The organism is Micromonospora sp. WMMD737 (genome assembly GCF_049179055.1).
GTDB lineage: Bacteria > Actinomycetota > Actinomycetes > Mycobacteriales > Micromonosporaceae > Micromonospora > Micromonospora reichwaldensis.
This window is the reverse complement of the sequence record NZ_JBMHMH010000001.1, coordinates 2,397,897-2,411,605: the sequence shown is the minus strand read 5'-3', so window position 1 is coordinate 2,411,605 and position 13,709 is coordinate 2,397,897. Positions and strand designations below refer to the sequence as shown.

The window sequence follows — 13,709 nt, the reverse complement described above, 5'->3', positions numbered from 1 at the left end:
ACAAATTCCCCCTGCGCCTCGTGCGGCGGTCGTCATCCCCCATCCGGCGACCGCCCGGACCGATCCGAGGAGAGACCATGAACAGGCGTGACATCCTGCGGCGCACCGCCGCCGCCGGCCTCCTGGCCACCCCCGCCGCCGGCCTGCTGACCGGCTGCGCCACGGGTGGTGGAGGCGACGACAAGGGCGACGCCGGCACCTACAAGGGCACCAAGAGCGAGCAGAACCCGCTCGGTGTCAAGGAGGACGCGCCCCTCGAGGTGGTGATCTTCAACGGCGGCTTCGGCGAGGAGTACGCGAAGGCCCACGAGGCCATGTACACCGAGAAGTACCCGAAGGCGAAGATCAACCACTCGGCGACGCAGGAGATCGCGAAGACCCTCCAGCCGCGCTTCGTCGACGGCACCCCGCCGGACGTGGTCAACAACTCCGGCAAGGACCAGATCGACTTCAACAGTCTGGTCTCCCAGAACGCCATCGCCGACCTGGGTGAGCTGCTCGCCGCCCCGAGCCTCGACGTCCCCGGCAAGACGGTCAAGGACACGCTGCTGCCGGGCGCCGTCGAGGTCGGCTCGTACGACGGCAAGTTCATGGTGCTGAACTACACCTACACCGCCTACGGCATCTGGCACTCCACGAAGCTCTTCGCCGACCGGGGCTGGCAGTACGCCAAGACCTGGGACGAGCACATCGCGCTGTGCAAGAAGATCAAGGCGGCCGGCATCGCCCCGTGGACGTACGCGGGCAAGCACCCCCGCTACATGAGCTGGCCGGTGATCGCCACGGCCATCAAGTTCGGCGGGCCGTCCGTCGCCACGGCGATCGACAACCTGGAGCCCAACGCCTGGAAGTCCGACGCGATGAAGGCTGCGGCGGACGCGTGGCACCAGATCGTCAAGGACGGCTACATCCTTGCCGGTTCGCCGGGCCTCGACCACGTGCAGTCGCAGACCGCGTGGTGCCAGGGCAAGGCCGCCTTCATCTCCTGCGGCTCCTGGCTGGAGAGCGAGCAGAAGAAGGTCACGCCCGAGGGCTTCAACATGACGATCCAGCCGACGCCCAGCCTGGGCAGCGGCGACAAGCTGCCGTTCGAGGCGATCCGCGGCACCGCCGGAGAGCCGTTCATGCTCCCGGCCAAGGCGAAGAACCTCGCCGGCGGCCTGGAGTACTTCCGGATCATGCTCTCGAAGAAGGGCGCCCAGGACTTCACCAAGAAGGTCTCCAGCCTGACCGTGGTGGCCGGGTCCACCGAGGGCGTCGAGCTGCCGTTCGGCCTCAGCACCGTGAGCAAGGCGCTGGAGGCATCCGGCAGCAACGGCTTCAACTGGGTCTACAACAACTTCTACCGGAAGCTGGAGCGCGAGCTCGTCGACGCCGCGTGCGGCGAGTTCTTCAGCGGTCGGATCGGCCCGGCCGAGTTCCTCGACATGTGCCAGAAGGGCGCCGACTCGATCGCCCAGGACAGCTCGATCAAGAAGTACAAGCGGGCCGCATGACATCCGGCCGGTGGGGACGGGTCAGGACCGCCCCCACCGGCCCACCGCTGTGGGAGTAGGTCCTTTTCGTGAAACATGGCAAGTACCCGCTGATCGTCACGTTCCTGGTGCCGCCGCTGCTGCTCTACGGCATCTTCGTGCTCTCGCCGTACCTGCAGGCCTTCCAGATCTCGACCACCGACTGGCTCGGCTACTCGCCGGAGGCCAACTCCGTCGGCCTGGCCAACTTCGAGCGGCTGCTGGACGACGGTCGGGTGTGGAGTGCCCTGAAGAACAACGCGTGGTTGCTCCTGGTGGTGCCGGTGGTGACCATCGTGCTCGGCCTCTTCTTCGCCACGATGCTCAGCATGGGTGGTCGCAAGGGCCGGGCGGGGGTGACCGGCGTACGCGGCACGTCGGTGTACCGGATGGTCTACTTCTTCCCGCAGGTGCTCTCCGTGGTGATCATCGCCCTGCTGTGGAAGGAGGTCTACCACCCCAACAGCGGCCTGCTCAATGGTGCCCTCGGCGCCGTCGGGCTGCCCACGCCGGCCTGGCTCGGTGATCCCCGGTTCGCCTTCTGGTGCGCGATGGCGGTGATGATCTGGAGCAACGTCGGCTTCTACGTGGTGCTCTTCGGCGCGGCGATGTCGGCGATTCCGCGCGACATCTACGAGGCGGTGATGCTCGACGGCGCATCGCGGTGGACCACCCTGCGCAAGATCACCATTCCGCTGCTCTGGGACACCGTGCAGGTTGCCTGGATCTACCTCGCGATCGCGGCCCTGGACGGGTTCATCCTGATCCAGCAGATGACCAACGGCGGCCCCAACTTCTCCTCCGACGTCATCGGTCTGCGGATGTACGAAACCGCGTTCGGTAGCGAGAGCAAGTTCGGTTATGCCTCGGCGATCGGCGTGGTGCTCCTGTTCCTGACCCTCTCGGTGGCAGTGCTGGCGCTGCGGGCCGCCCGGCGTGATCGGATCGAGTACTCGTGACAACTCTCGACAGGACCGCGTCCGACGGCACGGCCGTGGCGGACCGACCGGCGCCGCAGGACCGCAAGCTCCGCCGCGATCTCGGCGTCGCCAACATCTTCTCGCACTGGTTCCTGCTGCTCTGGGGCGCGGTGACCGCGCTGCCGCTGCTCTGGATGTTCCTCAGCTCGTTCAAGAGCGACGGGGAGATCCTCTCCGACCCGTGGGGGCTGCCCGGCGCGCTGCGGTTCGAGAACTGGGCGCGGGCCTGGACCGAGGCGCACATCGGCCAGTACTTCCTGAACAGCGCGATCGTGGTGACCGGATCGCTCACCCTGACCATGCTGATGGGCGCCACCGCGGCGTACGTCTTCGCCCGTTACGAGTTCCGGGGCCGGCAGTTCCTCTACTACCTGTTCGTCGGCGGGATGATGTTCCCCGTCTTCCTGGCTCTCGTGCCGCTGTTCTTCGTGGTGCGCAACGCCGGTCTCTTCGGCACCTGGACCGGGCTGGTGCTGGTGTACGCCGCCTACTCGTTGCCGTTCACCGTCTTCTTCCTCACCGCCTTCTTCCGGACCCTGCCGACCGCGGTCGCGGAGGCGGCGCTCATGGACGGGTGCGGTCACTTCCGGCTCTTCTTCCGGGTGATGTTGCCGATGGCCCGACCGGGACTGATCAGCATCGCGATCTTCAACTTCCTCAGCCACTGGAACCAGTTCATCCTGCCCCAGGTGCTGATGCAGGGCGACGATTCCAAGTGGGTGCTCGCGCAGGGGCTCGCCGCACTGGCGGTCAGCCAGGGCTACGAGGGTGACTACAGCGGTCTCTTCGCCGGCCTGACCATCGCCACGCTGCCGGTGCTGATCGTGTACGTCATCTTCCAGCGGCAGATCCAGTCGGGCCTGACCGCCGGCCAGCTCAAGTGATTCCCGCCTGATCGTGTGGTCCGCCGGTCTCGGCCAGCCCGTCGAGACCGATCCTGATCACCGCCTCCCGCCGGGCTGACGGACCGCCGGCCCGGTGGAGCGGTGCTGCCGGTGGTGTTCGGCGGACGCTGTCGAGCTGCCCCATCTGTCGGACCGGCACCCACCGGCCCGGCGTCCGTCCGGCACCCTGGCCGAGCTTCGTCCGCGTGTTCCATCCGGCGTCCCACGCCCAAGCGTCGGCTCCCGAGCAGCACGTCAGCGACGCCGGTCCGGGCGTGCGGCCCGGGGGTATACGACCGGAGGCACGCGGCATGGAGCTTCTGCGCGAATGCCCATGCTCCGACGCCGGTCCCATAGACGGGGCAGCTCGACAGCGCCTGAAAGCCCGAAGCCGGGGAGGCGGAAGCGATCCGAGTCGACTGTCCGGTTTGCGCTCGGCTGGCGCGCTGGACTCGCTCGGCATGTCCCGCAGTCGCCGCAGGACGCGCCCGCGCGCACGGGCCCGGAGCCGGTCGCTCGGTTCAGCGGGGCGGGGGTACCAGCAGCGCGTGCAGGGCGACCGGGTCGGTCACCTCGGGCAGGTCGAGCGCCGCGAGCCACGCCGCGGCGGCCGCGCCGTCGCCGGCCGATTGCAGCGGCGCGTCCGGCCACCGCCGCCCGACCTGGGCCCGCACCGCCGAGGCGAGCGGGGTGTCGCCGGTCAGCAGGCCGCCGCCGAGCACGATCGGGGAGGCGTCGCCGGCCGGGCGGATCCGCGCCGCGCTCTCCGCCAGGTGCGCGGCGGCCTCGTCGATGAGGCCACGGGCGACCGGCTCGCCGTCGACGGCGGCGGCGACCACGAGGGGCGCGAGCCGGGCCAGCTCCACGGGGGGCCGCCGGGTCACCGTCTGGACCAGGGCGTCGACGGTGTCCCGGGGACGGGCCGCCACCTCGGCGGAGCCGAGCAGTTCGGTGAGCACCCCGGTCGCCAGCCGGCCCGGTGCCTGCCCCCGGTCGAGGTCGGCCAGCAGCCGGCGGACCGCCTCCCGGCCCAGCCAGAAGCCCGAGCCCGCGTCGCCGAGCAGCCAGCCGTGACCGTCGGCCACCCGGTCCAGCCGCAGCTCCCGGACCCCGGCGGCGATCGCCCCGGTGCCGGCGATCAGCACCGTGCCGTCCGGGCTCGCGGTGCCCGAGGCGTACGCGACCAGCGCGTCGCCGTGCACGGCGTACGGGCAGCGTAGGCCGGCGTCGTGCCAGGCCCGGTCGAAGGCTTCGCGGCCCGCCGGATCGGCGAGCAGCCGGCCCGCCCCGGCCAGCCCGATCGTGCCGCCCCGCACCCGGGCGGGATCGACGCCGGCTAGCGCCTCCCGCAGGGCGGCCAGGAGTTCGCCCGCCGCCCGCTCGGCACCGTGGCTGGTGGGGTTCCCGCCGCCCGCCCGGCCGCTGCCCAGCCGCCGCCCGTCGAGGGTCAGGGCGGTCGCTCGCGTGGACGTACCCCCGACGTCGAGACCGACCACGACGCTGCCGGACATCCGCACCCACCTCTCGATCGACGCCGCGTTCATGCTGGTCGGCCCGGCGGCGGGGGGCAAGGGGCGGGCAGGATCCGGGGCTGTGCGGCAGGTAACAGTTTGAAAACTTCGCCCATGGCCTTGACACGGAGGGGCTTTCAGTAAGAACTTTTACCACTAACAGTTAACACTCTTTTCCGAAAGGTGCCCCATGGTTGATCACGAGGTGGACACCTCCGCGGGGACCGCGGTGGTCGACGCCGGCGCGGTCGACCGGCGGGGGACGCTCGGGGTCGGCGGGGGCGGCGTGCTGGCCCGGGTGCGGGCCGGCGCGGGCGAGCTGACGGGGGCACTGCGCCGCGTCGCCGAGCACGTGCTCAGCGACCCGGAGGCCGCCGCGCGGGCGACCATCGTGGAACTCGCCGAGCGCAGCGGCACCTCCCCGGCGACGATCACCCGCTTCTGCCGGGCGATGGGCTTCGACGGCTACGCCGACCTGCGACTGGGCATCGCCGCCGAGACCGGCCGGGCCCGCTCGGCCGGCTGGACCGTCGACATCGGCCGCGAGATCCAGCCGGGCGACCCCCTCTCCCGGGTCCTCGACCAGATCATGGCCGCCGACACCCGCGCCATGCACGACACCGCCGCGCTGCTCGACCTCGCCGAGGTGGAACGGGCCGCCGTCGCCATCGCCGGGGCGTCCAGGGTGAACATCTTCGGGGCCAGCGGCAGCGCCCTGGTCGGCGAGGAGATGCAGTTCAGCCTGCACCGCATCGGGGTGGCGGCCTGGGCCTGGAACGACGTGCACGAGGGCCTCGCCAGCGCGGCCCTGCTGCGCCAGGGCGACGTGGCGCTCGGCATCTCGCACACCGGCCAGACCCGGGAGACCATCGAGATGCTCGCCGAGGCGGGCAGCCGGGGCGCGACCACCGTGGCGCTGACCGGGTTCCCGCGCTCGCCGTTGGCCGAGCTGGCCGACATCGTGCTGCTCACCGCCAGCCAGGCCACCACCTTCCGCCCCGACGCGCTCTCCGCCCGGCACCCGCAGCTGGTCGTGCTCGACCTGCTCTACATCGCCGTCGCCCAGCGCACCCACGACCGCGCCCACGCGGCCTTCCGGCGTACCGCCCAGGCCGTCGACGGGCACAAGGCCGCGAAGGGGGCCACCGCATGATCAGCGCCCAGGGGTACGCGGACGCCGTCCGCCCGGTGCTCGACCGCCTCGTCGACGCCAGCGCCGACGCGGTCGGCGCCGCCGCCGACCTGATCGCCACCAGCCTGCGCGCCGGCGGGGTGCTCCAGGCGTTCGGCGCCGGCCACTCCGAGGCGTTCGCCGCGGAACTGGTCGCCCGGGCCGGCGGGCTGGTGCCCACCAACCGGCTCTCCCTGCACGACCTGGTGCTGCACGGCGACGCCCCGCGCGACGTGCTCGCCGACCCGAAGCTGGAGCGCGACCCCGCGGTCGCCCACCAGCTCTACGAGCTGGCTGCCCCGCAGCCGCAGGACGTGTTCGTGGTGGCGTCGCAGTCCGGCATCAACGGCTCGGTGGTCGAGCTGGCGACGCTGGTCACCGGACGCGGCCACCCGCTGATCGCGGTCACCTCGGTCGCGCACACCGCACGGGTCGCCCCGCGGCACCCGTCCGGCCGGCGCCTCGCCGACCTCGCCGACGTCGTGCTGGACAACGGCGCGCCGTACGGCGACGCACTGCTGCCGCTCGAGGGCGGCGGCGCGGTCTGTGCGGTCTCCTCGGTCACCGCGGCGCTGCTGGCGCAGCTGCTGACCGCGGAGGTCGTACGACGGTTCCACCAGGCCGGGGAGGTACCCCCTATCTACCTCTCCGCCAACGTCCCCGGCGGGGACGAGCACAACCACGCCCTCGAGTCGCGGTATGCCGGGCGCCTCCGGCGGACCGCCTGACCCGAACACACAAGGAGAGACGACGATGTCGATTACCCCCGACAACCCGGCCGACCTGAGCCGCCGGACCGTGCTGCGCCGGGCCGCTGCGGTGGGCCTGCTCGCCACCCCGGCCGCCGGCCTGCTGAGCGCCTGCGCGACCAGCGGCGGCGACGAGAAGAACGAGCAGGCCGCCGGCGGCACCAAGAGCGCCACCAACCCGCTCGGTGTCCCCGAGGACGTCCCGATCGAGGTGGTCATCTTCAACGGTGGCTACGGCGAGAAGTACGCCACCGACGTGCACCAGCCGCTGTACAAGAAGGCGTTCCCGAAGGCCGAGGTCAAGCACCAGTCGACCCAGGCCGTCTCCACCGTCCTCCAGCCGCGGTTCGCCTCGGGCAACCCGCCGGAGTTCGTCAACAACTCCGGCGAGAAGCTGATGGACTTCGGCGCCCTGGTTGCCGACGGTCAGCTCCAGGACCTCACCGAGCTCTGGGACGCCCCGTCGGTCGACGACCCGAACAAGAAGGTCCGCGACACCGTGGTGCCGGGCACCGTCGACGTCGGCTCCTTCAACGGCAAGCCGTACGTCCTGTATTACGTCTCCACCGTCTTCGGCATCTGGTACTCGGGCAAGCTGTTCAAGGACAACGGCTGGGCGCCGGCGAAGGACTGGTCCGAGTTCACCGCCCTGCTCGACAAGATCAAGGCCAAGGGCATCACCCCGTACGGCTACGCCGGGGCGAACGCCGCGTACTACCAGTGGAACGTGATCCTCACCCACGCGGCGAAGATCGGCGGCACGGACGTGCTGAAGAACATCGACAACCTGGAGGACGGCGCCTGGCAGCAGGACGCGGTCAAGCAGGCCGCCGCGGCGTGGGCCGAGATCGGCGCCAAGTACGTCGACAAGAGCTTCGAGGGGCTCAAGCACACCGACGTGCAGCTGCGGCAGAACCAGTACAAGCTGGCGTTCTACCCCAGCGGCGACTGGCTGGAGGGCGAGCAGAAGAAGGACACCCCGTCCGGCTTCGAGTACCAGCTGATGCCGGTGCCGAGCCTGTCCGCCTCGGACAAGCTGCCGGCGACGGCGCTGCGGGCGACCGCCGGTGAGGGCTACTTCGTCTCGGCCAAGAGCAAGAACCCCAAGGGCGGCCTGGAGTACATGCGCCAGATGCTCTCGGTGGCCGGCGCGAAGGGCTTCACCGAGGTGGTCAAGGCCCCGACCGTGGTCACCGCCGGCTCGGAGGGCTTCGCCTTCCCGCCCGGCGTGGCCAGCTCGCAGGCCGCGCTCAAGGCCGCCGGCCAGGACGTGTTCAACATCTACTTCGACGGCTGGTACAAGGAGCTCGACACGGAGGTCCGCACGGCCACCAACGAGCTGATGTTCGGCCGGATCAAGGCGGACGCCTTCGTGGAGCGCATCCAGAAGCGTGCCGACGCGATCAAGAAGGACAGTTCCATCACCAAGTTCAAGCGCTGATCGGGGCGTGGGGGTCATGCGGCACGGCAAGTATCCGTTCGTGATCGGGTTCCTCTTCGTTCCCGTCACGCTGTACGTCGTCTTCGTCATCGCGCCGTACGCGCAGGCGTTCCAGATCTCGATGACCAACTGGCGGGGGCTCTCCGCCCCGCAGTGGGTGGGCTTCGACAACTACCGGAGGTTGTTCGACGACGTCAACTTCTGGAAGGCCGTCCAGCACCACGGCGTACTGCTGCTTGCCCTGCCGCTGATCACCATCGCCATCGCGCTGTTCTTCTCCTTCCTGCTCAACGTGGGCGGAAAGAGCAGCGGCGGGCAACGCCAGGGGGTCTGGGGGTCGAAGTTCTACCGGGTGGTGTTCTTCTTCCCCCAGGTCCTGGCGGTGGCCATCATCGCGGTGCTGTTCCAGACGGTCTACCGGCCCAACGAGTCCGGCCTGATCAACGGCGTGCTGATGAAGCTCGGCTTCGACCCGGTGCTCTTCCTGGTCCGGCCGAACCTGGCGCTCTGGTCGATCATCGCCGTGCTGGTCTGGCAGGCGGTCGGCTTCTACGTGGTGCTCTTCTCGGCGGGCATGGCCTCCATTCCCGGCGAGATCTACGAGGCCGCCGAGATGGACGGGGCGAGCCGGGTGACGCTCTTCTTCCGGGTCACCCTGCCGCTGCTCTGGGACACCCTCCAGGTGGCCTGGGTCTACCTGGGCATCGCCGCCTTCGACGCGTTCGCCATCGTCTCGGTGCTCTCGGTGGACGGCGGCGGCCCGGACGGCGCCACCACCGTCCTGGCCATGGAGATCTACCGCAACGCCTTCGTCTACTCGAAGTACGGCTATGCCTCCGCCATGGGCGTGGCGCTGTTCTTCCTCACCCTCACGTTCGCGGCGCTGACGCTGCGGCTGACCAAGCGGGAAAGCGTGGAGTACTGATGAACCCGCAGACGACGCTGCCGCCGACACCGGCGGCACTACCGCCGAAGAACGTCAAGCCGGGCGCCGCGGGCGGGCGCCGAGGCAGAGGCAGGCGCTCGGAGGTACGGCTCTTCGCCAACCTCGGGCACGTGGCGCTCGCCGTGTGGGCGGTCATCGTGATCGTGCCGATCCTCTGGACCTTCCTCGCCTCCTTCAAGAACACCACGGAGATCTTCAGCAGCCCGTGGACCCTGCCGGCCGAGCTGCGCTTCGAGAACTACGCCCGGGCCTGGAACAAGGCGAACGTCGGGCGCTACTTCATCAACAGCGTGATCGTGGTGGCGTGCAGCACCTTCGGCACGATGCTCTTCGGCTCGATGGCCGCGTACGTGCTGGCGCGCTACAAGTTCTGGGGCAACCGGGCGATCTACTACCTGTTCGTCTCGGGGCTCGCGTTCCCGGTGTTCCTCGCCCTCGTGCCGCTCTTCTTCGTCGTGCGCAACCTGGGGCTGCTGGACACCCACACCGGGGTGGTGCTGGTCTACATCGCCTACTCGCTGCCGTTCACGGTGTTCTTCCTGGCCGCGTTCTTCAAGACGCTGCCATCCTCGGTGGCCGAGGCCGGGATGATCGACGGCTGCTCGCACACCCGGCTGTTCTTCCAGGTGATGCTCCCGATGGCGAAGCCCGGCCTGATCAGCGTCGGGATCTTCAACATCATCGGCCAGTGGGGGCAGTACCAGCTACCGCTGGTGCTGCTCTCCAACGCCAAGGACAAGTGGGTGCTCACCCAGGGCATCGCCGACATCTCGGTCAACGCCGGCTACGAGGCCGACTGGTCCGGCCTCTTCGCCGCCCTCACCATCGCCATCCTCCCGATGATCGTCGTGTACGCGATCTTCCAGCGGCAGATCCAGTCGGGTCTCACCTCCGGCGCGGTGAAGTAGACCCGGGCGGATCAGGGGTGCCAGGAGCGCCACAGGGCGGCGTACGGGCCGTCGGCCCGGACCAGCTCGTCGTGACTGCCGAGCTCGGTGATCCGGCCCCCCTCCAGCACGGCCACCCGGTCGGCGTCGTGAGCGGTGTTGAGGCGGTGCGCGATCGCGATGACGGTCCGCCCGGTGAGCAGGGCGGCCAGGGCCCGCTCGGTGCGCCGGGCGGTCGTCGGGTCGAGAGCGGCGGTCGCCTCGTCGAGGATCAGCGTGTGCGGGTCGGCCAGCACCAGCCGGGCCAGCGCGAGCTGCTGGGCCTCGGCGGCGCCGAGCTGGTGCGCCCCGTCGCCGAGCAGGGTGTCGAGCCCCTCGGGCAGGCGGGCGTGCCAGTCGGCGCCGACCGTGGCCAGCGCCGCGCGCATCCGGTCGTCGGAGGCGTCCGGGGCGGCGAACGCGAGGTTGTCGCGTAGCGAGCCGATGAACACGTGGTGTTCCTGGGTGACCAGGGCGATGCGCCGCCGACGCTCGGCCGGGTCCAGGTCGGTGACCGGGCAGCCGCCGACGCTGACGACCCCCTCCCGGGGCGCGTCGATCCCGGCGAGCAGCCGCGCCAGGGTGGACTTGCCGGCCCCCGACGGCCCGACGAGCGCCAACCGCTCGCCGGGCCGCACCTCGAGGTCGATGCCGTGCAGCACGTCGGGTCCGCCGCCGTACGCGAACCGGGCTCCCCGGACGACCAGCCGCTCGTCCACCGGCGCGGCGGCCCGGCCGGGCGGCTCCGGCGGCACCTGGCCGACGCCGAGCACCCGGGCGAACGAGGCGAAGCCGCGCTGCGCCTGCTCCGTCCACTGGAGGATCCGGTCCAGCGGCTCGATCGCCTGCTGAAGGTAGAGCGTGGCGGCGACCACCGCGCCGAGGGAGACCTCGCCCCGCGTGAGCAGGAGCCCACCGACCAGCAGCAGCACGGCCACGGGCAGCGGGTAGCTGGCCTCCACCACGGTGAAGAACACCGTACGCAGCGCCAGGGTCGCCCGCCGGGCGGCCCAGACCCGGGCTATCCGCGCGGTGCCGTGTCCGATCCGTTCGTCGGCGAGGCGGAGCGCCTCGACCGTACGGGCACCCTCGGCGGTGCTCGTCAGCGTCTCGGTCAGCTCGGCGGCGGCCGCCCCCTCGGCCAGGTACGCCGGGCTGGCGCGCCGCAGGTACCACCGGGTCACCAGCGCGATCGTCGGCAGCCCGGCGAGCGCGGCCAGCCCGAGCAGCGGGTGCAGCAGGAAGACCGCCCCGAACAGCAGCGCCAGCTGCACCGAGGCGATGACGATGGTGGGCACCACGTCCCGGACGGTGGTGCCGACCGTCGCCACGTCGACCGAGCTGCGGGTCGCCAGGTCCCCGGCGCCGGCGCGCTCGACGACGCCGACGGGCAGGTTCAGCGTCCGCTCGACGAACTCCTCGCGCAGCCGGGCCACGGCCCGCTCGCCGAAGCGGTGGCCCGCGTACCGCGCGTAGCGCGACAGCAGCGCCTGGGCCAGCACGGCCCCGCCGATCGCCAGGGCGAACCGGTCGACGGTGGCGACGCCGGCCCCCGCGGACACCCGGTCGACGATGGCGCCGAGCAGCCACGGCGGAGCGAGCCCGGCGACCGTGGCGGTCGAGTGCAGCGCCAGCACGACCGCGACGGCGCGCCGGTCCCGGGCGATCAGGCCCCGGGTCGCCCGGCGCACGGTGACCCGGTCGGCGACCGGCAGCCCGCTCACCGCAGCGCCTGCTCGGCGTCGGCGTCGCCACGGGCCACGAGCCGCCGGTAGCCCGGGTCCCGGTCGAGCAGGTCGGCGTGTGTGCCGGTGGCGGCGACCCGCCCCGCGACCAGGTGCGCGACCTCGTCGGCCCGTCCGAGCAACAGCGGCGAGGTGGTGAGCACGACGGTGGTCCGTCCGGCCCGCGCGCGGCGCAGCCGCTCGGCGATCCGCGCCTCGGTGTGCGCGTCGACCGCCGAGGTCGGCTCGACGAGGATCAGCACCTCCGGTTCGGCGAGCAACGCCCGGGCCAACCGGACCCGTTGCCGCTGGCCGCCGGAGAGGGACCGGGCCCGGGTGTCCAGCGGGGTGTCGAGCCCGTCCGGCAGGGCCTCGACGACGTCCTCGGCCGACGCGGCGTGCAGGGCGGAGGTGATCCGCTCCCGGTCACCGTCGGGCCGGGCCCCGCGCAGCACCTCCCGCAGCGTCCCGGCGAACAGGTGGGCGTCGTGGTCGGCGACCAGGATGCGGGCCCGCACCTGGTCGAGTTCGACGGCGGTCAGCGGCACGCCGCCCCAGGTGGCGTCGCTGACGGCGTACCGGCCGAGCCGGTCGGCCAGCGCGAGGGCGTCCGTCGGGTCGGCGGCGGCCACCGCGGTGAGGCGGCCGGCCCGGACGGTCAGCCCGCTCGACCGGTCGTGCAGGTCGGCGGGACCGCCGGGAGCCGCGACCGGGCTGGCGGAGCCACCGGGGGCCAGGACAGGACCGGCGGGACCGCCGGAAGTCGGGACAGGACCGGCGGGCCTGCCGGAGGGCGCGACCGGGGTGTCGGGACCGGCAGGGGCCGCGACGGGGGTGGCGGGGCGGGCCGGCCGGCGGCTGCCGGGGACCGCCGCCGCACGGGCACGGGCCGGCGTGTCGCGCGGCCCGCCGACGCCGTCCGGCTCGACGGCGAGCAGGGCGACGATCCGGCGGGCCGCGACCCGGCCCCGGATCAGCTGGTGGCCGCCCTCCAGCAGGAACCAGACCGGCACGACGAGGGTCGCGACGTAGCCGTAGACGGCGACCAGCTCCCCGACGCTGATGTCGCCGGTGACCGCCATCCGGGCCGACAGCCACACCACCGCCGCGAGGAACAGCCCGGGGACGGCCACCGTCGCCGCATCGATCCAGCTGTTCACCGCGCCCACCCGGTATCCCTCGACGAGCAGGTCGCGGGAGCGGGCCGCGTACCGGCGGGCGAACAGGCCCCGGCCACCCACCCCGGCGAGCACCCGCAGCCCGGCCACGATGTCGCCCGACCGGGCGGTCAGCTCGCCCTGCTGCTGCCGGTAGACCGACTCCGCCCGCTCCAGCCGGCGCAGCAGGGGAGCGACGACCAGGACGACCGACGGCACGCCCACCAGCACGCAGAGCGCGAGCAGGGGCGAGATCGACCAGAGCACGACGGCGACGACCAGGTATGCGACCACCGCCCCGACACCGGGCCCGGTCACCGTCATCACCTGCGCCGCCCGGTCGATGTCGGTGCCGCCGACCGTGGCCACCTCGCCCGCCGCGGCCCGGCGTGGCAGCACGGCGCCGACCCGGGACAACTGGCGGAGCACCACGGCGGCGGAGCGCGCCTTCGCGTCCTCCCGGATGAAGGTCATCGTGCGGTGCCGCATGATGCCCAGCCAGGACAGCGCGACGCCGGAGACGACGATCGCCGCCACCCACAGGGCCAGGGCCCGGTTGTCGCCGGCCCGCAGCCCGTCGTCCACGGCGCGGGAGATCAGGTAGGGCCGGACCGCCAGGCCGGTCATCCAGGCCGCGCCGAACAGGCTGCCGCGCAGCACCCGCCACGGCTGGCAGCGGACCAGCCACCACAGGTACCACAACGGG

11 protein-coding genes are annotated in these 13,709 nt (G+C 71.8%); 8 read left to right on the top strand and 3 right to left on the bottom strand.

All coding sequences use genetic code 11. The features are described from left to right. Window positions 1-77: 77 nt before the first annotated feature. The 3 genes from ngcE (ACN27A_RS09500) to ACN27A_RS09490 all read left to right on the top strand — a co-directional run bounded on the left by ngcE (ACN27A_RS09500) (window position 78) and on the right by ACN27A_RS09490 (window position 3,378). Window positions 78-1,496, top strand: coding sequence for an N-acetylglucosamine/diacetylchitobiose ABC transporter substrate-binding protein (gene ngcE, locus ACN27A_RS09500; RefSeq protein WP_421451586.1), 1,419 nt, complete (start codon window positions 78-80; stop codon window positions 1,494-1,496). Between the two features lie 68 nt (window positions 1,497-1,564). Beyond that, complete coding sequence (locus tag ACN27A_RS09495; protein WP_421451583.1) at window positions 1,565-2,473, top strand: carbohydrate ABC transporter permease; 909 nt, start codon at window positions 1,565-1,567, stop codon at window positions 2,471-2,473. After that, on the top strand, window positions 2,470-3,378 hold the full coding sequence (locus tag ACN27A_RS09490) for a carbohydrate ABC transporter permease (RefSeq protein ID WP_421451581.1): 909 nt from the start codon (window positions 2,470-2,472) through the stop codon (window positions 3,376-3,378). Before ACN27A_RS09495 ends, ACN27A_RS09490 begins: the two co-directional genes overlap by 4 nt. Window positions 3,379-3,899: 521 nt before the next feature. On the opposite strand, the gene ACN27A_RS09485 is transcribed toward ACN27A_RS09490, so the two are convergent. After that, on the bottom strand, window positions 3,900-4,889 hold the full coding sequence (locus ACN27A_RS09485) for an N-acetylglucosamine kinase (RefSeq protein WP_421451578.1): 990 nt from the start codon (window positions 4,887-4,889) through the stop codon (window positions 3,900-3,902). Window positions 4,890-5,079: 190 nt separating this feature from the next. Here ACN27A_RS09485 and ACN27A_RS09480 point away from each other — a divergent pair, with 190 nt between their 5' ends. Genes ACN27A_RS09480 through ACN27A_RS09460 form a run of 5 tightly spaced genes read left to right on the top strand, consistent with a single transcriptional unit; the run spans window position 5,080 to window position 10,104 of the window. Next, window positions 5,080-6,042, top strand: coding sequence for a MurR/RpiR family transcriptional regulator (locus ACN27A_RS09480; protein WP_421451577.1), 963 nt, complete (start codon window positions 5,080-5,082; stop codon window positions 6,040-6,042). Then, complete coding sequence (locus ACN27A_RS09475) at window positions 6,039-6,788, top strand: SIS domain-containing protein (protein ID WP_421451574.1); 750 nt, start codon at window positions 6,039-6,041, stop codon at window positions 6,786-6,788. The genes ACN27A_RS09480 and ACN27A_RS09475 overlap by 4 nt, the downstream gene beginning before the upstream one ends. A gap of 25 nt (window positions 6,789-6,813) precedes the next feature. Beyond that, window positions 6,814-8,250 carry an N-acetylglucosamine/diacetylchitobiose ABC transporter substrate-binding protein gene (ngcE, locus tag ACN27A_RS09470; protein WP_132238812.1) on the top strand — a complete coding sequence of 479 codons (1,437 nt, stop codon included), beginning with the start codon at window positions 6,814-6,816 and terminating at the stop codon, window positions 8,248-8,250. Window positions 8,251-8,266: 16 nt separating this feature from the next. Next, window positions 8,267-9,175, top strand: coding sequence for a carbohydrate ABC transporter permease (locus tag ACN27A_RS09465; RefSeq protein ID WP_334563809.1), 909 nt, complete (start codon window positions 8,267-8,269; stop codon window positions 9,173-9,175). Then, the gene (locus ACN27A_RS09460; protein WP_421451571.1) at window positions 9,175-10,104 is read left to right on the top strand and encodes a carbohydrate ABC transporter permease; all 930 of its coding nucleotides are present in this window, start codon (window positions 9,175-9,177) and stop codon (window positions 10,102-10,104) included. Before ACN27A_RS09465 ends, ACN27A_RS09460 begins: the two co-directional genes overlap by 1 nt. Before the next feature lie 11 nt (window positions 10,105-10,115). On the opposite strand, the gene ACN27A_RS09455 is transcribed toward ACN27A_RS09460, so the two are convergent. Beyond that, a complete protein-coding gene (locus tag ACN27A_RS09455) occupies window positions 10,116-11,846 on the bottom strand; it encodes an ABC transporter ATP-binding protein (RefSeq protein ID WP_421451568.1) in 1,731 nt (576 codons plus the stop codon). After that, the gene (locus ACN27A_RS09450; RefSeq protein ID WP_421458413.1) at window positions 11,843-13,663 is read right to left on the bottom strand and encodes an ABC transporter transmembrane domain-containing protein; all 1,821 of its coding nucleotides are present in this window, start codon (window positions 13,661-13,663) and stop codon (window positions 11,843-11,845) included. Before ACN27A_RS09450 ends, ACN27A_RS09455 begins: the two co-directional genes overlap by 4 nt. Between the last annotated feature and the right edge of the window lie 46 nt (window positions 13,664-13,709).